At 73.2% G+C, this 18,227-nt stretch carries 13 protein-coding genes; 6 read left to right on the top strand and 7 right to left on the bottom strand.

Going from position 1 to position 18,227, the window contains the following annotated elements; genetic code table 11:
* Positions 1-82 precede the first annotated feature (82 nt).
* The 3 genes from ACZ53N_RS18620 to ACZ53N_RS18630 all read right to left on the bottom strand — a co-directional run bounded on the left by ACZ53N_RS18620 (position 83) and on the right by ACZ53N_RS18630 (position 4,682).
* A complete protein-coding gene (locus ACZ53N_RS18620; RefSeq protein WP_469141909.1) occupies positions 83-1,294 on the bottom strand; it encodes a 3-dehydroquinate synthase family protein in 1,212 nt (403 codons plus the stop codon).
* A gap of 158 nt (positions 1,295-1,452) precedes the next feature.
* On the bottom strand, positions 1,453-3,477 hold the full coding sequence (locus ACZ53N_RS18625; RefSeq protein WP_469141910.1) for a transglycosylase domain-containing protein: 2,025 nt from the start codon (positions 3,475-3,477) through the stop codon (positions 1,453-1,455).
* Between the two features lie 281 nt (positions 3,478-3,758).
* Complete coding sequence (locus ACZ53N_RS18630) at positions 3,759-4,682, bottom strand: MBL fold metallo-hydrolase (protein WP_469141911.1); 924 nt, start codon at positions 4,680-4,682, stop codon at positions 3,759-3,761.
* A 120-nt stretch (positions 4,683-4,802) separates the two neighbouring features.
* Here ACZ53N_RS18630 and ACZ53N_RS18635 point away from each other — a divergent pair, with 120 nt between their 5' ends.
* The 6 genes from ACZ53N_RS18635 to ACZ53N_RS18660 all read left to right on the top strand — a co-directional run bounded on the left by ACZ53N_RS18635 (position 4,803) and on the right by ACZ53N_RS18660 (position 12,602).
* Positions 4,803-5,255 carry a MarR family winged helix-turn-helix transcriptional regulator gene (locus ACZ53N_RS18635; RefSeq protein ID WP_469141912.1) on the top strand — a complete coding sequence of 151 codons (453 nt, stop codon included), beginning with the start codon at positions 4,803-4,805 and terminating at the stop codon, positions 5,253-5,255.
* 228 nt (positions 5,256-5,483) lie between these two features.
* On the top strand, positions 5,484-5,630 hold the full coding sequence (locus tag ACZ53N_RS18640; protein WP_184731863.1) for a hypothetical protein: 147 nt from the start codon (positions 5,484-5,486) through the stop codon (positions 5,628-5,630).
* Positions 5,631-5,706: 76 nt separating this feature from the next.
* Positions 5,707-8,907: a lantibiotic dehydratase gene (locus ACZ53N_RS18645; RefSeq protein WP_469141913.1), complete on the top strand. Its 3,201-nt coding sequence runs from the start codon at positions 5,707-5,709 to the stop codon at positions 8,905-8,907.
* Entirely contained in the window at positions 8,904-10,238 is a 1,335-nt protein-coding gene (locus ACZ53N_RS18650; protein ID WP_469141914.1) for a lanthionine synthetase C family protein, read from the top strand. The genes ACZ53N_RS18645 and ACZ53N_RS18650 overlap by 4 nt, the downstream gene beginning before the upstream one ends.
* Before the next feature lie 33 nt (positions 10,239-10,271).
* Complete coding sequence (locus ACZ53N_RS18655) at positions 10,272-10,832, top strand: DUF4232 domain-containing protein (protein WP_469141915.1); 561 nt, start codon at positions 10,272-10,274, stop codon at positions 10,830-10,832.
* 306 nt (positions 10,833-11,138) lie between these two features.
* Positions 11,139-12,602 carry a hypothetical protein gene (locus ACZ53N_RS18660; protein ID WP_469141916.1) on the top strand — a complete coding sequence of 488 codons (1,464 nt, stop codon included), beginning with the start codon at positions 11,139-11,141 and terminating at the stop codon, positions 12,600-12,602.
* A gap of 112 nt (positions 12,603-12,714) precedes the next feature.
* Here ACZ53N_RS18660 and ACZ53N_RS18665 read toward each other — a convergent pair whose 3' ends face one another.
* From ACZ53N_RS18665 to ACZ53N_RS18680, 4 genes are all read right to left on the bottom strand, one after another.
* On the bottom strand, positions 12,715-13,590 hold the full coding sequence (locus tag ACZ53N_RS18665) for a hypothetical protein (RefSeq protein ID WP_469141917.1): 876 nt from the start codon (positions 13,588-13,590) through the stop codon (positions 12,715-12,717).
* Positions 13,583-14,233 (bottom strand): hypothetical protein, encoded by a 651-nt coding sequence (locus ACZ53N_RS18670; protein WP_469141918.1) that lies wholly within the window; start codon positions 14,231-14,233, stop codon positions 13,583-13,585. Before ACZ53N_RS18670 ends, ACZ53N_RS18665 begins: the two co-directional genes overlap by 8 nt.
* A 329-nt stretch (positions 14,234-14,562) precedes the next feature.
* Positions 14,563-17,070, bottom strand: coding sequence for an acyl-CoA reductase (locus ACZ53N_RS18675; RefSeq protein ID WP_469141919.1), 2,508 nt, complete (start codon positions 17,068-17,070; stop codon positions 14,563-14,565).
* A complete protein-coding gene (locus ACZ53N_RS18680) occupies positions 17,070-18,227 on the bottom strand; it encodes a LuxE/PaaK family acyltransferase (protein ID WP_469141949.1) in 1,158 nt (385 codons plus the stop codon). Before ACZ53N_RS18680 ends, ACZ53N_RS18675 begins: the two co-directional genes overlap by 1 nt.

Genomic DNA, 18,227 nt, shown 5'->3' on the forward strand with positions numbered 1-18,227 from the left:
GGGATGACCTTCGTGATCCACCCTGGGTGTCCCGATGTCCCGGACACATGAGAGGACGGTCGCGCGGCGGTCCCACGTCCCGTCACGGGCGACCGGGACCGACGGCCTCCGCCAGGTCCCGGCCGGCCGGCCCGTGCGCGGCCGGGGAGCCCTCGGTTGCGGTACCGGCGGCCTCGGCGGCCCCGGTCGCATGCGACGCCCCCGCGCCCCGGCCGACGATCGCGTCGAGCCCCGCGCGCAGGAGGTCCTCGCCGACCTCGGCGGCCAGGTGACCGCCCACGATGTGCGGCTCCCCCGGCCGGTCGAGGAGCACCAGCGCCGGGCGGACCGGTGAGGCGGCGCCGCGCGGGGACGGCATCCCCGGGGCCTGGCCCCGGCGCAGCGCCACCAGGACGTCGTCGGCGGTGACCGTGGCGGGCAGCTCCATGGGGACGCCCCACCGGGCCACCAGCTCCCGGTGCGCCCGCTCGCCGTCCTCGTCCAGCAGCCCCGAGAGCCTGGCCACGCGGGCGGCGACGAGCATGCCCAGCGCTGTGGCCTCGCCGTGCCGCGGTGCGTCGGCGCCGAGCCCCCGCAGCGCGTCCGCCACGGTGCGCCCGTAGTGGAAGGCCATGGCGGGACCCCGCTCCAGCGGGTCGTAGGGCAGCAGGGTGGCTCGCACTTCCAGGCACAGGGCGATGAACGACGCCAGGGTGCCCAGGTCGTACCGGGCGTCGGGGCGCAGCCGGTCGGCCACCCGGTCGTGGAAGGCCGGGCTGACGGCCAGGACGTTCCTGACGAGCGCGCCCAGTCCGGAGCGGATGGCGTCGGGGGTGAGCGTCGTCAGGAAGTCCAGCTGGACGCGGACGAGGACCGGCGCGGGGCGGGGGCCGGTGGGGCCGACGAGCGACAGCGCCGAGTCCGTCATCGCCCGCAGGGTGGTCGGCAGATACACCAGGCGGGGCCGGCCCCCGGTGCGGGCGGCCAGTCGGCCGGCGGCGTCGATGACGCGGGTGCCGCCCAGGGCGACAATCACCGAGCCGGGTGTGAGGGCCGCGCAGTCGGGCACGTCCTGGCCGGTCAGCCACCGCACGCAGGTGGGTGCGGCCGTGCCGAGGTGGTGCAGGACGCGGGTGATGTGTTCCCGGGGCAGGGTGCGCTCGGTCACGAGCACGAAGGCGGCGGGGGCCGGCTCGGCCGCGATCCGTGCCAGTTCGGACCAGGAGTCGTCCCCGTGGCGCACCTGGACCGGGAAACCCACGGAACCGGCGACGAGGTACCTGTCGAGGGCGAGCGGTGAAGCGAGGACAGACATGAGGGGCTCGTTCGTTGAGCTGAGTCGGATGGTCACCCCCTCACGATCAGCGGCTCGACGGCCCAGGGGCATGAGGCCGCGGCCCCGTCCGTGCCCCGCCCGCGCCCTGGGGGCGGGGTGCGGCGGGCGGGCCCCGGTGGGGGCCCGCCCGCCGGCGCTCAGGAGGTCGCGGCGCCCATGTAGTCGGCCCAGATCCGGGGCGGGAAGACGTTGCCCCGCTCGGAGTTCTCGCCGCCGACGTCCGACATGGGCAGCAGTTGCGGATGGCTCGGCTTGGTGCGGAACATGGCCACGGCGGTGGACAGCTCTTTGGTGTATCCGACGAACCACGCGGACTTCAGCCGGTCCTGGTCGCCGGTGCGGCCCGCCGCGAAGGGGCCGATGCTCCTGGCGGTGTTCGCGTCGAGGTCGCCGGCGCTCTTGGCACCGGCCTGGCGCAGCACGTCGGAGACGTCGTTCGCCACGTCCTCGTCGAGCGCGCGCTGTGCCGGCGCCTGCTGGAAGCCCTCGACCGGCTTGCCGTCCTTGAGCAGCCTGGTCACGGAGTACGGGTCGTTCTGCAGGCCCTGATTGGCGAAGGTGCCATAGGCCACTGCCATCCGGATGGCACTCGGCGTGGAGGTACCGATGGGGAAGGTGCGCTCCAGCGGCGCCATGCTGTCCTTCAGCAGGCCGGTGCGGACGGCGGTGTCCCGTACCTGCTCCAGCCCCACATCGCGGCCGAGCTGGACGAACGTGGCGTTGCCCCCGGTGACCGAGGCCTGGCGCAGGGTGGGATGTGCCTCGTCGGGCCCTTCCAGGCCCGGGGTCCCGGGGCCGGGCGGCTGGGTGGGCCGGGCGGCCGGGAAGACGTCCGAGGACTGCTGCAGGGTGCCGTCCTTGCCGTAGTAGCTGTCGAGGGAGACGTCCTGCCGGCCGCCGTCGCCCGATCCGGCGCGCGCGCCGTCCTTGAGGGCGGCGGCGAGGACGAACGGCTTGAACGCGGATCCGACGGGCACGCCGGAGGTGTCGGCGTTGTTGGTGAAGTGCTTGGTGGCGTCGGGGCCGCCGTAGAGGGCGACGACGGCACCGTCCGAGGGCCGGACCGACGCGGCGCCGACCTGCACATCGGTGTCGGAGCCGCGCTTCCCGGGGTCGATGTCGCGCTTCAGGACGCCCTCCACCGACTTCTGCAGCTGCCGTGTCCTCTTCTTGTCGAAGGTGGTGTGGATGCGGTAGCCACCGTGGCCGAGATCCTGGTCGGTGAGCCGGGTGCGCTGCTTGATGTTCTTGTTGGCGACGTCGACGAGATAGCCGATCTGGCCGCCCAGGCTGGTGGAGGTGGACTGCTTGCGCGGTTCGGGGAAGGTCCGGTACTTGTTCCGCTCCGACCGGTCCATGAGCCCGGCCCGGACCTGCCGGTCGAGGATCCACTTCCAACGGTCCTCGGCGCGCTCGTGGTTCTTCTCCCCGAGCGCGGGGTCGTATTGCTCGGCTCCCTTCAACAGCGCTGCGAGCAGGGCGCTCTGGCTGGGGTTCAGCTTCTTGGCCGGGATGCCGTAGTAGGCCTGGGAGGCGGCCTCGACGCCGTACGCCCCGCGGCCGAACCAGCTGGTGTTGAGGTAGCCCTGGAGGATCTCGTCCTTGCTCTTCTTCCGGTCCACCTTCAGCGAGATGACGAACTCCTTGACCTTCCGCGTGATCGTCTGCTCCTGCGAGAGGTAGGTGTTCTTCACATATTGCTGGGTGATGGTGGAACCGCCCTGGGTCTCCTTGCCCTGCGCGGTGCTGAAGAAGGCACGCAGGATGCCCTTGAAGGACACACCGGAGTCGCTGTAGAAGCTCTCGTTCTCCGCCGCGATCACCGCGTTCTGGGCGGACTTCGGGACGTCCGTGAGCCGGACGATGTTGCGGTTGACCGCTCCCAGGCTCACCATCTGCGTGCCGTCGGCCCAGTAGTAGGTATTGGCCTCCTGACGGGCCGCCGCGTTCTCGTCGGGGATGTCCACGGTGACGTAGACGTACGCGAACAGCGCGCACAGACAGGCGAGGCAGAGCGTGAAGGTACCGAGGAGCTGACGCCACGACGGAAGCCAACGCCGGAAGCCTTGTCTGCCGCGACGCGGGTAGTCGATGAACCGCCGCCTGTGTGTGCCCGCGGCCTTACGGCGGCGCAGGCGTGGCTTGTACCGGTCTATGCCCATGGTCCTCTCGCTCCTCGACGAGGCAGCCCTTTGCCTTGAATCGGTTCGTCCTGTGCCGTGAATCGGTTCGTCGTCGACTCAGACGATCACGAGCCCTACCCGGTTGGCCTGCTTGTATGAGCGTTTGATGACAACCGGCGAGGAACGGCCCGGCACCGAAGGTTCATCGGGCGGTCCGGGGGCGGCGAGGTGGGCGTCGTCGGTCCGCCACGACGCCTTTGTGGGTGCCCGCTAGGGGCACCCACAAAGGCGCGTGACGGCACGGTCCGGGAGCGGGAGCCCTACGGCTCGGGGTGCCAGGCCGGGCCGTCCGGGTTCGGGCGGACCCGTCCGAACACCACGTCGGCGAAGTGGACCCCGAAGCCGATCGTGTCCGGCCGTGCGAGCTCGGCCACCAGGCGACGGCGGTGGACGGCGGACTCCACCGGGTCGTGGTCGGGGCCGGCCGACCAGTCGGGGTGGTCGATCTGCACCGAGGTGTGCATCGCGTCGCCGAACGCGATGAGGCGCAGACCGCCCGAGGTGATCGTGTAGGCCGTGTGCCCGGGGGTGTGACCGGGTGTCAGGAGCACCCGGACCCCGGGGAAGATCTCCTCGTCGTCGACGACGGTACGGACCTGGGGCTCCAGCGTGGTCAGCATCTCCTGCGTCACCCCGTGGCCGGCGTTGGGGCGGCGCTGCGCCCACTCGGGCTCCGAGAACAGATACTCCGCGCCGGCGAAGGCGATCCGGTCCGTCCCCGGAACGGGGAGGCAGGCCCAGCCGAGGTGGTCGGTGTGCAGGTGGGTGAACGCCACTGCCTCGATGTCCTCCGGCGCGCGGCCGAGGACGGCGAGATGGTCGAGCAGTTCACCGCCGTGGATGGCGCCGATGAACGGGTGCTCGGGATCCGCCGGCCAGGCCTGGGGCCCGAAGCCCGCGTCGATCAGCAGGGCCCGCTCGCCGTGCTCGACGAGCAGCCCGCCGATGCTCGCCACCAGATTGCCGGAGGCGTCGAGGTACTCGGGGTGGGCCGCCCAGTACTCCTCGGTGGAGTCCGCCAGCCAGCCGAGCGGTTTGAGCTCGACCGCCCCGTCCGGGACGTAGCTGATCTTCAGCTCGCCCAGCCTGAACGACCGGATCCCCGACACCCGGCTCAACCGCCGGTGGCTTTCCGGCTCACCCTGCGAGGCGTCGGTTATACGGGCGGATGCGGGACGCGTCATGACCGCGGTCTCCTTCTCGTGACGGGCGCCGCTGCGGGCGGCGCTGTACAAGAAACTTACAACTAGAATCATTCAAGTTGCAATGATGAAAGCTTGATGCAACTGGGTAGAATGACGGGCATGACCAATGACCTCGTGCCCGGGGACCCAATGGTCGGTGCAGAGCCGCGCGCCGCCGCAGAGCGGGAGTTGTGCGGGCTGGTGGGCGGACTGGCCCGGCAGCTCGAGTCGCATGTGCGGGAGCGCGCGGCGCAACTGGGACTGACCGCCCCCCAGGCGACCGCCCTGCGTGAGCTGACCGGCCCGATGACCATGCGTGAACTCGCCGACCGAATGAGCTGTGAGCCCTCCAATGCCACCTTCGTCGTCGACCGGCTGGAGAAATTGGCCCTGGTCGAACGCCGCCCCCACCCCACGGACCGCCGCGCCAAGCAGCTCGCCCTGACCGGCGAAGGCACCGCCCTGCGCAACCGGCTTCTGGAACTGCTGACCCATCACTCCCCGCTGGCCGCCCTCAGCCCGCAGGAACAGCGCACCTTCCACGCCCTGCTGCTCCGGACGAGAAAGAGGTAGCGGGTGGGGCGGCGAACTCCGGCCGGTCACACCGACCAGTCACACCGACCGTGCCGTGAGCGGGCCCTGCCGGGCCCGCTTCCCGCTGCCGGGCCGGCGGCGTTGATCCGGCGTTGATCGAAGGTTGACGGGCCGCTCCTAGAGTCCGGCGTAACCGGTCCGGGCAGCGGCTCAGACGGCCGCGATACCGCCCGGGACACCGGACACCGGCAATGAGGAGGAGTTCCCATGGAGAACCTGTTCGATCTGGATGTGGAAGAGATCGCCGTGCCGTCCTTCGACGAGACCGGGGCCGCGGACGCGCTCGGTTTTGTCTCGTTCCCCACCCCGATCACCGGTCGGGTCTGCAACCCCGACACGGGCTGTATCTGCTAGTCGGCCCCACCACGCGTGGGTGGGGTGCCGGGTCGCCCCCGGCACCGGCACCCCACCCACGCCGGGGAGCGAGGGTGTGCGAGGCGGCGAAGGGAAGACGATGGTGTTGCGGGTGCCGGGCAGGGACAACGGGGACGGAGCCGCGGGGTTCGCCTGCGCCGATACCGTCCTTCTCCGGGCGGCCGTCCGTCCTCCGGGCGCCGTGGCGGTGAGCCCGGAGCCAGGGGATCTCGCCCGGCTGCGGCAGGCCGCGGCCGACGATCTGTTCCGTGAGGCCATCGCCCTGGCCAGTCCGTCGCTGGCCCGAATCCTCGACAAGGCCGCGGCGGGGCAAGCCCTGTCACCCAAGGAGACACGCCGGGCGGCCCGCGCGGTGACGCGCTATCAGCTGCGGATGAGCGGCCGGGCCACCCCCTTCGGCATCATGGCCGGAGTGACCGCCGCCGGTTTCGGTCCCGTCCCCGAGGCACGATGGGGCTCGGCACACACCAAGGCAGCCCGGGCGGACATGGGCTGGCTCTTCGACGTCGTCACCCGCCTGGAACGCGACCCCACCGTCCTGGCCCTCCTCCACGTCACCGCCAATGATGTCTGCACGGTCCGCGGTGACCGGCTCGTCCTGCCCTTCGTCCCGGCACAGGGCCAGGGCGAGGACCCGCAGCGGAGCGGCACCGGAACCCAGGAGGTGTCGGTACGTCACACCGAGCCCGTGCGCCGCGCCTTCGAGTTGGCCGCGACCCCCGTCGCCTGGCCGGACCTGGTCAAACTGCTGGGCGAGGACCATCCGGACGTGGCCACGGACACCGTGGCACGGATGGCCGCCGAGCTCGTCCGCCTCGGCCTGCTGCTCACCGGACTGCGGCCGCCGCTGGACGACGGCGACCCGGTGGAGCACGTCCTCGGCCTGCTGGCCGGGCACAGCGGTGCCCTGTCGCCCGACAGCCGCCGGGTCGTCGACGAGCTGATCGACATCCGGAGCGGGCTGGCGGCCTACGCCGCCGCGCCCGTCGGCCGGGGCGGCCCGGCCCTGACGGCCGTGACGGACCGCATGCGCGCGCTTCGGCCCGCCGAACGTCCGGTGCAGGTCGATCTGGCGCTGGACGCCGACGTCCGCCTGCCCGACGTCGTACGGGCGGAGGCGGAACGCGCGGCGCGGGCGCTGGTGTCCTTGTCCACGGGCCGGCCGGGGCCCCGGCACTTCCGCGACTACCACGCGAGGTTCCTGGAGCGGTACGGCACGGGCCGGTCGGTTCCGCTGCTGGAACTGCTCGATCCCGCACGCGGGCTGGGCGTCCCCGACGGGTACGGCGCCACCCACGCGCCCGACGGCCGTTCGGGCGGCGGGAGCGAGGAGGGGGCGGCCGCGCGCGACCGGCTGCTGCTGGCCTGGGCCCAGGAGGCGGCCATGGCGACACAGCGCGAGATCCTGCTGGACGACGAGCTGCTGGCCGAGCTGCGCGGAGCCGGTGCCGGGCCCGCCGCGGAGGACGACCCCGGCCCGCCGCCGTCGTTCGACCTGCTGACCGAGGTGCTGGCGGACTCCCTGACGGCCATGGCCGAGGGCGAGTTCCGGCTGGTCGTGGGCGGGGTGTCCGGGGTCGCGGGGGCGGTCGCCGGGCGGTTCGCCCATGTGCTGGGCGAGGCCGCCGAGGATTTCGGCCGCGTCGTACGGGCCACTCCCACCCGCAATCCGGCCGCCGTCCGCGCCCAGTTGGGCTTCTCGCCACGCACCGGCAAGGCCGCGAACGTCTCCAAGGTCCCCGGGTGGCTCGACCACACCATCACCGTGTCCGCGTTCACCGACCGCGGCTCCCCGCAGGCCCTGGGCCTCGCGGACCTGGCCGTGGTGGCGGAACCCCGGCGGCTGGCCCTGGTGTCGACCGCGCTGGGACGCGAGGTCGTCCCCACGCTGCCGACCATGGTGCTGCCACCGGGCAACGCCCCCGACGTCGCCCGTTTCCTGGAGGAGATCCAGCGCGGCGGCGAGGCCGCGTGGCCGGGGTGGGACTGGGGCACGGCCGCCGCCCTGCCCTTCCTGCCCCGCGTGCGCTACGGCCGGACCGTCCTGGCGCCGGCCCGCTGGCGGCCCGCGGATCCCGCGCTCGGGGCGCCCACCACACCACCCGGCACCTGGCGGCGGCGGTTCGCCGCCTGGCGCGCCAGGGCGGGAGTGCCCGACGAGGTCGCCTCCGTGTACGCCGACCACCGCATCGCCCTCGATCTGAAGGACCCGGGGCACCTGGAGTTGTTGCGGCACGAGTGGCAGCGCCGCCCGGGAGCGTTCCTCCAGGAACTGCCCGGAGCGGGTGCGTACGGCCACGGCTGGTCCGGGGGCCGGCCCACCGAGGTCGCCTTTCCGCTCGTACGGACCACCCCCGGCACGGCCCGGCCGCCGGCCATCGGCACGGTCCGTCCGCACCCGGTCCACGGCCCGGGTTCGCGGTGGCTCTACGCCAAGCTGTACTGCGCCGCGGAACACCAGGACACCCTGCTCGCCCGGCGGCTCCCCGGCCTGCTGAGCCGGTTGCCGAAGGGCGTGGACCGCTGGCACTTCCTCCGCTACAGCGACCCCGCACCCCATCTGCGGCTGCGCTTCCACGGCACCCCGGAGGTCCTCGGCGGCAGGCTGCTGCCCCTCCTCGGGCCGTGGGCCGATGAGTTGCGGCGACAGGGATGGTGCGCGCGCATGGTGCTCGACGCCTACGAACCCGAGTGGGAGCGCTACGGCGGGCCCGAGGCGATGGCGGACGCCGAGGCGGCCTTCGACGCGGACAGCCGGGCGTGCCTGGAGCAGGTGGCCCTGCTCCGTGAGGGCGCCCTGGACATCGACCCCCGGCTGCTGGCCGCGGCCAATTACGTGGACCTGGCCCACCGCTTCTTCCCCGGCACCGAAGGCCCCGGCCACCGCGAGGCGGCGTACCGGCTGGCAGCCGACGCGGGCCCGCTCGGGCACCGGGCGGCGCCGACCGCCCTGCGGCAGGAGGCACGGCGGCTCATCGATCCGGACGGCCGGTGGACGGAGCTGGCCCGGCGGCCGGGCGGGGCTCAGGTGCTGCGCGCCTGGGAACGTCGCGGCCCGGCCGTCGCCGCGTACGGGGCCCGGCTGCGCGATCTCGGCGAGGCGGCGTGGGCCGAGGGCGGCACGGTCCTGACGTCCCTGTTGCACATGCATCACAACCGGCTCGTGGGAACGGCCCGCGGTGCCGAGGAGGAGTCGCTCGCCCTGGCGCACCTGGCGGTGCGGGCGCACATCGGCCGGGAGCGGGCGCGGGCATGAGCACACGGGACAGGGCGGCGGCCCTCTCCGCCGACATCGCCGAGCGGCTCGCCGATCCGGCCCGCGTCCGGGCGCTGCTGCCGGCGTCGGAGGACGCGTCGCGGGCGCTCACCTTGAGCGACGGCGCGCCTGGCATCGCGCTGTTGCACCTGGAGCGCGGGCGGGTGGCGGACGGCGCCCTGGGCACCGCGCACCGGTGGCTGGCCGACGCGGTCGCCCTGGCCAAGAACGCGTCGGGTGCCACCCCTCCTTCGGCTCCGGGGCTGTATCTGGGCATTCCCGCGCTGTCCTTCGCCATGTGCCGCGCCGAGCTGGTCTCCGGGCGTCCGGTTCCGGCGGCCGCGCGGCTCGCCGGGCACGTCCGGGCGTTCGCCCGGGGGCTCGCCGCCTGGGAACGGCGGCGCCGCCCGCACGGCGGGGAGTGCGTGAGCGTCGGGACGTACGACGTCATCTCGGGGCTGGCGGGCCTGGGCGCGCATCTGCTCGACGGTCGGCAGGACGGTGTCGAGGGCAATGGCGAGGCACTGGCCGAGGTCCTGACGGCGCTGACGGGGCTGGCCGTGCCGCTGCGGCTCGACGGGCGTTCGCTGCCGGGCTGGTGGACCGCCCAGCACTCCTCCGGTTACGCGCCGACGGCCCCGGAGACCGGCCACGCCAATGTCGGCCTGGCGCACGGCGCCCCCGGGCCGCTGGCCCTGCTGGCCCTGGCCTGGCGGCAGGGAGTGGTCGTGCCCGGGCAGGAGCGGGCCATCCGGGTGCTCGCCGAGTGGCTGATGGACATCGAGCGGCGGGACGAGGAGGGCGGCTGGTGGCCCCGCACGCTGGTCCTGGCTCCCGGCGGTGCGGTGACCGCCAACGAGAGCGCACCGGGCCGGGCGTCGTGGTGCTACGGGACCGTGGGGATCGCCAGGGCGCTGTATCTGGCGGGGAGCGCGCTGGACGTGCCCGAGTGGCGCCGCGCCGCGCTCACCGCCTGGCACGCGGCGCTCACGCGCGCCCGTCACACCGAGGGCGGGCCGGTGGGGGCGGGGTTGACGGACGCGGGGCTCTGCCATGGCTGGGCGGGTGTGCTGCAGGCCACCTGGCGCATGGCGGACGACACGGGGGACCCGGGACTGCGCGCGTGGCTGCCCTGGATCGCCGACCGCGTCCTGGATCTGGCGGCCACCGACCAACCCTTCGGCCTGCGGCCCCCGCTGCCGGATGCCGGCACGGTCAGCGACCCGGCGGGTTTCCTCACCGGCGCGGCGGGCGCGGCACTCGCGCTGCACACCTTCGCCACCGACACCGCGCCGGCGACCCGTTGGGACCGGGCGTTGCTGCTGGCGTGAGCCGGGCGGACGGGGGCATGGGACGATCGGCGGGTGAACACGATCTGGGCCACGGTGCGCCGGACGCGCCGCCTCGGGCGAGCGGCCGCGCCGGTCGCCGTGACCGCTCTTCTGGCCGCCTGCACCGCCTCTCCCCCCGCCGCCCCGACGACGGACGCGGCCCCTCCCACGCCGTGCGTCGAGATCCAGGCGGGTCCCGTCGACGGTGCCATGGGACTGCGTTCGCTGACCCTGGAGATGGTCAACTGCGGTACGCGGCCCTACACCGTGAAGGGCTCTCCGACGGTTCGCGTCCTGGACGGCGACCGCAAGCGGATCGACGTCACGGTCACCGAGGGGTCCTCCTCCGTCGCCACCACCGGCGACGCGACCCCGAGGGCCGTGACGCTGCGGCCCGGCGAGAAGGCCGTGGCGGGGCTGCTGTGGCGGAACACCGTGACGGATGCGACGGTGACCGCCGTGCGCGCCACGTACCTTCAGGTGGCCCCGGCCGACGGGGAGCCCTGGCAGACGGTGAAGCCGGACTCCGGCATCGACCTGGGCACCACCGGCAAGGTCGGTGTCAGTCCGTGGAAGCTGCCGTCCCGGAAGTGAGCCGGGGCCGCGCGTCACGCTTCCTCCGCATGACGAGCGCATGACTGGCGCATGACGGGCCGTCGGGAGATGTCGTAGCGGCCCGCCGGGCCTGTGGGGGCGGGGAGTTGACGCGTCGTCCGCGGGATGTGTGATCCAGATCATCGCCCCGGTGTCGGGGGAAGCGGGCCGGTCGCCATCGTGCGCATGGCATGATCATGCGGATCATTACCGGCGGGTACACAACGCGCCCGCAGCCGTGTGACGCAATCCGCAGGTGTCGATTCCCTGCGGCCTGCCCCCACCTCACGCTCCGAGGATCCCATTTTGCGCAAGACCCACAGAAGTATCGCTTTACTGCCCGCTCTCGCCGCCGCCTCCCTGCTCGTCGCCGGGTGTTCGGCCGCCTCCCCCTCCCCCGCCGCGGTCGGCGGCGACGCGGAGCCGAAGGGGGGCGCCTCCCCGGCGGCGGCTCCCGCCCCGCAGCTCGCCGTCCAGGCGGCGCCGGCCCACGCGGCCGGCGCCCCGAGCGCCGTGGCCCGTCCCTCCGGCGGCGGCCGTCAGGCGCAGAAGTCCTCACTGAAGATCGCCTCGTTCGACCGCAAGAGCGGACGGGCCGTCATCTCCGGTGGGTCGGACGCGCCGAAGAAGCCCACAGCGGGACACACCTCGCCGCCCCATGCGGCACCCCCGAAGTCGGCCGTGGCCGTCGGTGACGTCATCGCGAGCGCGCCCGCCCCCGGGGCGCCCGACGGCGTGCTCGCCAAGGTCACCGAGGTGCTGGGGAAGACCGGGCAGGGCACCGAGGTCAACACGGCCCCGGCGACGCTCGGTGCCCTGCTGGGCGACGCCAAGGCCGACGGCAAGGTGCCCGTCGACCCGGCCGCCATGAAGGTCGAGCCGCTGCTCAAGGGCACGAAGGTCTCCTGGGCGAAGACGGGCGACGTCCGGTTCGGCCCCAAGGGCGGCAAGGTGCCGCTGGGCAGCCTGCGGATCGACGTCGGAGCCTCGGTCCCCACGGCCAAGGGCGCCCCGGTGTCCGCCGAGGCGTCGGTGGCGGGCTTCGTCCAGCTGGCTCCCGAGGTCGACTTCTCCTACAACGGCGGCGGGTTCGGCTCCGCGGGTACGCCCGGCACCGCGTCTCTCGGGCTCTCCGGCGACTGGTCCTCCCAGTGGGAGCTGAAGGGGCAGGCGGCCGGGTCCACCAAGGACGGCAAGCCGCTGCGGCTGCCGTTCGCGAAGCTGCACGCCGCCCCCGTCATCCAGGTGGGTCCGGTGCCGGTCGTCGTGAACGTCGACTTCACCTGCTACCTCCAGGTGGACGGTGACGGCCGGATCGGCGTCGACGTCAAGCAGAGCGTCAAGGGCGACTTCCGGGTCGGCGGCGACTACACCCGGGGCAAGGGCTGGAGCCCCGTCTCGACGTCCGACCTGAAGGCGACCCCGGTGGTCGCGACGGCGACCGCCGCGGGTCAGGTGAAGGCCACGCTCGGCGCCGAGGCGGCCGTCGGGCTGTACGGCATGGCGGGTGTCAACGCCGAACTGGCCCCGTACCTGCGGGCCGAGGCCGAGGGCAGCGCCACCGGTGCGAGCGACGGCACCGCCTCCGCCACCGGTCGGTGGGCGGCGTTCGGCGGGTTCGACCTGTCGGGCGCGCTCCAGGCTCAGCTGCGGGTATTCGGCACGCCGATCTTCGAGAAGCGCATTCCCCTCGGTTCGCTGCACCGGGAGTGGAAGCTCGGAGGCGGCCAGGGATCGGTGTCCACGGCACCACGGGCCAAGGGGCACTGAGCCCCGGGGCCACCCCGTCCATCGGGCCGGGTGCCCGGGAGGAGTTCGACTCCTCCCGGGTGCCCGGCCCGTGGGCGTCGCGGGGCTCCATGGGGAGGTGGCCGCCGCGCCGTCACCAGGGCCCGAAGGGCACGAGGTCGGGGCCGACGCTGTGCCAGTCGTCACCGCCCTCATGGACGCGGTGGAAGAGGTGTCCGCAGTACCAGACCACCACGTCCTGCCCGTCGGTGTTCTCACCGTTCACATACGCGTCGAGCCCGTCGGCGTGGGCCCCGCCCTGCCTGCCGTAGCGGTCCTCGCTCGCGCGGTGGCGCAGCAGCCACAGGTCCGAGGAGGAGAAGGCGTCGGCGACGCCGTCGTTCGCGCCGGGAAGCAGGTGGTAGCCGCGCCCGCTGTCGCGGTCGAGGACGGCCCAACTGCGTCGGGAGGGCACGTTCTTGACCCTTTTGGTCTCGGTGCGGAAGGGGTGCCAGCCGGCTCCCCACCCCTCGTCGGCGGTGTAGTCGTTGTATTCCAGCAGCAGGTCGCGCCGGTTGTCGTCGATGTCGAAGTCGAACCGCCAGTAGGTGTGATGGCGGTGGTCGTAGTGGCACTGGAGTCCCGCGCTGAAGAGCCGTGGCATCACCACGCCGTGCTCCCAGAAGGTCCAGCGGTGCGTCAGCCGGTAGGCGCCGATGGTGTGGTACGACTCCACGCTCAGGGCGCGCCGCCCGGCGCCGGTGTAGGAGTAGACGCACACCCGGCTGCGGGGGCAACGAGCGGTGGGGTGGGCGTTGTTGTAGTTGAGGGGGTCCTTGAACGGGCCGCAGGGCCCGTGGTACTGCACCCGCAGCGAGGGCAGGCTCGCCTTCGAGAACACCCGGTGCCCCCGGTACGCGGCGGCCAGGATCACGATGCCCTCTTCGTCGGGCGCGTCCGCCAGCCGCCAGTCGAAGACCCACAGCGGGTTCGCGGCACCGGGCCACACGACGTGCCCCGTCTCACTCATCGCCGTCACCTCCCGCGCCGAGCACCCGCTCCTCGCCGAGGTCCACCACGACCCGGACCCGGGGCAGCCGCTCGTCCGGCAGGCCGAACCCCACATAGGCCCGGCGGTGGCCGTGGTGCTCGTCGCCCTCGGCGACGTCGCTGGTGAGCAGCACCATGGGGACGCAGTCGGGAGTGGCCCGCCGGGCGACCTCGGGGTGGGTACGGGCGAGCGTCACCGCACGCTCGATCTCGGCGTCCGACAGGCCGGGTTGGGCGGAGCTCTCCACCAGGCCGGCAACCGTGGGCGGCGCGCCGTCGTCGAGGGTGATCTCCAGCGTCCGCCCGCCCGTGTAGTCGTAGGCGAGGACGAGGATCGCGGGGGTGGTCCGGTCCTTGTCGTCGGCGAGGGCACTGGCGCCGAGGAGGGCGTACCGGCGGCCGTCCAGCGCGGCGCGCACCCGGTCGTCCGTCGTCAGCGCGGGCGCGACCCGGCTCAGCAGTTCCTCGCTCGTGGGGGCGGTCGCGCGGTCGCACCCGACGGGCTCGGCGGGGCCCGGCTCCGGGCCGGGGCCGGGGATGTCGCGGATCGCGGGTTCCACGGTGGCGGGGAACTCCGGCAGTCGAGGTCGGTCCGGTGGGGGTTCGAGACGGATATCTGGCATGGAACACCCTTCCCTCCCGGCTCCCGCTCCCGCAGCCGGGCGCGGAGCACCCCGATATGAATTCCCCGCGCACGCATCTCGTCACCGGGTGTGCCGGGCGGGGCGAGGTGTGGTCGCCCGGCCGGGCTCCGGCGCGCGCCGGAGGGCGCGCGGACCGGGGTGCGCGGGTGTCCCGGGACGGAAGAGGGCACCTGTTCTCCGCGGCCGGCCCCGCCGCGCCCAGGATGGCCGCCACCCTGTCGTCGCGCGCCATGGGACGCCGAAAGCGGCTTCGCCGGACCGCCGTCGGGGTCCGCCGAAGCCGCCTTCGGGCCGTTCGATCCTGCCGCTCAGCCCTGCCTGTTGTCGACGACGGCACGCAGCTTGCCGCTCGTCGCCGTACGGGCGAAGTCGGCGCCGTCGGCCGTCTCCACGATGAGGTCGAGCAGCCGGTCGTCGACGGCCGAGCGCAGTTCCTCGTAGCCCGCCAGGAAAGCCGTCCGCAGCTCCCGCGGCTCCGCCGTGTCCGTGGCCTCGACGCGGACGGTGAGCTGTTCGCGGGCCTCGGTGCGGGCGAGCAGCACCTGGAGTTCGCCGCGGTAGCCGCAGTCCTGCTCGGCGATGGCCACGAAGCGGCGGTAGTTGAGGAAGTACGCCGCCACGCGCATCACGTCGCCGCCCCGGCCGAGCAGTTCGAAGCGCGGCGACTTGTTGCCGCAGGCGCAGGGGCCGGGGAGGGCGCGGCCGAGGTCGCCGATGACGTACCGGCCGAGGTTCTGGCCGCGCCGGGCATGGGTGCTGAACACCAGTCGGCCGGTCTCACCGGGCGGCACGGGCCGGTCGGCCTCGGTCTCGATTATCTCCATCGTGTGCAGGTCGGCGTGCAGGTGGTGGACGCCGCCGGTGGACTCGGTGCACTGGTAGCCGAGCGGGCCGAGGTCGGTGGATCCGTAGGTGATGGAGCGGACCGTCTCGATGCCGAAGTCCTCGGTCAGGACGCGGCGCTGCTCGGCGGTGAAGTGCTCCCCGCCGTAGAAGATCTTGCGGATGCCGCCGTACGAGCGCAGCAGGTCCGCCTGCTCGTGGAGGAGCTGCCAGAGGTAGGACGGCATGCCGAAGAGCGTGTCCGCCCCGTGGGCGACCAGTGCCTCGGCGGTGACGCGGTGGTCGGGGCCGGCCGCCATCGGCAGTTGGGTGCCGCCCAGCCGCTCCAGGATGGAGAAGAAGCTGATGAAGCCGCCGTACATGCCGCCGCAGTAGAAGAGGTTGGCGGTGCGGTCGCGCGCCGGGTCGTAACCCGCGGCGAGCAGGCCGCGGGCGGCGGCGCGCATCTGCGTGTCGTAGTCGTCGTAGGTGAACAGGGACAGGGCGGGCTTGCCGGTGCTGCCGCCGCTGCGGAAGTACAGCTCGGCGTCACGCCGGTCGACGCTGTCGTTGAGCTCCTGGACGGCCGCCTTGTCGAGCAGCGGTCCGGTGGGCGGCGGGAAGGAGACCGGCCGGGTCAGGTCGTCGAGGCAGGCCGTGGTGGCGAAGCGCTCGTCGGCCTGGACGGCCACGCGGCGGCTGTAGCGCTGGAGGGCGTAGACACCGTCGTGCGGCTCGCCGGAGTAGCCGCCGAGCATCCGGCCGAGCGGCGTGACGCGGGTGGCCCCGGCGGCCAGGGCGAGACGGGACAGCTCCGCGATATCGGTGCGGTCACCGGCGATGCCGGCGGTCTGCAGATAGCGGCGCATGGGACGCAGGGTGCCGAGGAGGTTCTTGCGCGGCAGGGGCTTGACCCACACGCTGCGGTGCAGCGGGGAGGCGGTGAGGGCCGGCCGGATGTCGGCCATGACACGCCAGGAGCCGTCGGGGGCGGCGATGACGCGGGTCAGGTCCAGGTGCTCCTCGAGGCGGGCGATGAGCTCGGTGGTGGTGAGCTCGGCCTCCTCCGCGGGGCTCGTCGCGGTGTCGCGCTCGGCGGGCGGCATGCCGCCGAGGACGGCGGCGAAGCGCTCGGCGAAGGCGAAGACCTCGTCCTGGTCCTCGGTGTCGAGGTAGACGACCTGCGGGCTGGAGCACGCCTGCTGTTCGTGCAGGCAGACGTCCGTCGCCAGGGCGGCCAGGGCGGCCGGGTCCTGCCAGGCGTCCCGGGTGAGGTAGGCGAAGGAGATCTTGTGGCCCCACTCCACCAGGCGGCAGCCGGGCGGCACATGGGCCGCCACGCCCTCGACGGCGCTCTCGCCGCCCCACACGGCCACGGCGTCGGCGGGGGCGCACATCATGCCCAGCCAGTCCTGCCGGGAGGAGGAGAAGCGCAGCACGATGACGCGCTCGGCGATGGCGCCCGTGGGGTCCAGGGCGGCGAGTTCGGCGAGCAGGTGCTGGGCGAGGAGGGTGTCGGCGCTGCTGGTCTTGAGGACGTTGACGTTTCCGGCGAGGAGGCCTTCGACGAGGCTGAGCGGCGCGACGGTGGCGGCGTTGCCGGGGGCGATGTGCGCGACGAGACCGACGGGGGCCCAGGCCTCGTAGACGGTCTCCTTGGCGTCGGGGCGGTTCAGCCGCTGCGGGCTGGTGCCGCCGAGCTCGCGCCGGAGTTTGGTGGTCAGTTCCGGCCGGCTGAGGAAGGCGGCCAGTTCGGTGAGGACGGATGTGTCCTCGCCCTCGGCCAGGTGCTCCGCCAGACGGGCGTGGGTGGGGTGGGCCGGGTCGCGCAGGGCGGCCGCGAGCTGTTCGCAGGCGGCCAGGACGGTCTCGGTGTCCAGCGGCTCGGCCAGCGCCGCCTCGACCGTGGCGGACAGGCCGGCCAGCCGGCGGCCCGCTTCCTCGTCGTCGACGAACGTGCCCTGCCAGTAGTGGTGCTGCACGTTTTCGGTCATCACGACATGCCCTTCATCAGTTCGGCGGCGGCCACCGCACAGCTCTTGTTGCGGCTCACACCGGCGCGGCCGTGCAGGGTGAACCAGGGGGTGTTCAGCTCGCAGCCGCATTCCTCGCCCGGGTGCAGCGTGGCGAGGTCGCCCATGACGACGCTCTGCGCCGGTACGGAGGTGATGTACGGCGAGACGAGGTGCAGATAGCCCGTCTCGCCGTACGGCAGCGGCTCGAGCGTGCGGGTGGAGCGGATGAACACCCGGGACCAGACGGGGGCGTGCAGGCGGTGGTGGTCGCACTCGATGTAGGGAATGCAGTGCTCGACCGAGCCGAAGGTGTCGCGGATCCGCTCGGAGGGGACCCCCAGCTGCTCGGTGATGCGCCCGTACAGCTCGTCCTTGCCGATCTGCTGGTCGGCGTGGCCCTTCCAGCCGCCGCCGAAGAGGATCAGCGAGCCCTCGGGGAGCGTCAGGGGCGGCAGTCCCATGGCGCGCATCCGCTCCAGGGTGAACCAGAGGAACGCGGGGAAGCCCAGGATGCGGACGGGGATGTCGTCCTCGGCGTAGCGGCGCAGCGCGGCGACGACGCCGAAGGGGTCGAACTCGTGCCCGCTGCCGGTGTTGCGCAGGGCGTACTCGACGTGCCGGGCGGGCGCGAAGTCGCAGAGGTAGTTGTCGGTGAAGGAGGTGCCCAGCTTCAGGTCCGGTGCGGGCTGGTAGCTGAAGAGGAGGTAGTTGACCTCCTGGTCGGGGGTGATCCAGCCGTTGCGGTCGAAGATGCGGGCGACCATGCGCTGGGCGGAGCGGATGGTCCATTCGTCGAAGAACATCTGCGACTTCTGGCCGGTGGTGCCGGAGGAGGTCAGGTGCAGATGGACGTCGTCACGGGGGATGGACAGCACCTCGTGGCGCTTGAAGAAGTTCGCGTGCACGAGCGGGGCGGTGAACTCCCCGGCCGGGGCGCTTTCCTCGGTGGCCTCGTGGAGCCTGCGGAAGAACGGGGAGCGTTCGCTGTGCCAGGCGTTGCTCTCGGCCATGGCCGCGGCGAACAGCTCGTCCTCGGCGGGGCCGACGGCGTAGGGGTCGGTCAGGTCGCACAGTTCCTGGACCCGGGCGAGCAGGGCCGGGTCGGGGACGTCGACGGGAGCGAGGTGGGGATTCAT

The sequence above is a fragment of the Streptomyces sp. NPDC033229 genome (genome assembly GCF_055576875.1).

Bases quoted from the DNA above. Each gene is read 5' to 3' on its own strand.
- ACZ53N_RS18620 (WP_469141909.1), bottom strand. From the start codon at position 1,294: ATGTCTGTCCTCGCTTCACCGCTCGCCCTCGACAGGTACCTCGTCGCC.
- ACZ53N_RS18625 (WP_469141910.1), bottom strand. From the start codon at position 3,477: ATGGGCATAGACCGGTACAAGCCACGCCTGCGCCGCCGTAAGGCCGCG.
- ACZ53N_RS18630 (WP_469141911.1), bottom strand. From the start codon at position 4,682: ATGACGCGTCCCGCATCCGCCCGTATAACCGACGCCTCGCAGGGTGAG.
- ACZ53N_RS18635 (WP_469141912.1), top strand. From the start codon at position 4,803: ATGACCAATGACCTCGTGCCCGGGGACCCAATGGTCGGTGCAGAGCCG.
- ACZ53N_RS18640 (WP_184731863.1), top strand. From the start codon at position 5,484: ATGGAGAACCTGTTCGATCTGGATGTGGAAGAGATCGCCGTGCCGTCC.
- ACZ53N_RS18650 (WP_469141914.1), top strand. From the start codon at position 8,904: ATGAGCACACGGGACAGGGCGGCGGCCCTCTCCGCCGACATCGCCGAG.
- ACZ53N_RS18665 (WP_469141917.1), bottom strand. From the start codon at position 13,590: ATGAGTGAGACGGGGCACGTCGTGTGGCCCGGTGCCGCGAACCCGCTG.
- ACZ53N_RS18670 (WP_469141918.1), bottom strand. From the start codon at position 14,233: ATGCCAGATATCCGTCTCGAACCCCCACCGGACCGACCTCGACTGCCG.
- ACZ53N_RS18675 (WP_469141919.1), bottom strand. From the start codon at position 17,070: ATGACCGAAAACGTGCAGCACCACTACTGGCAGGGCACGTTCGTCGAC.
- ACZ53N_RS18680 (WP_469141949.1), bottom strand. From the start codon at position 18,227: ATGAATCCCCACCTCGCTCCCGTCGACGTCCCCGACCCGGCCCTGCTC.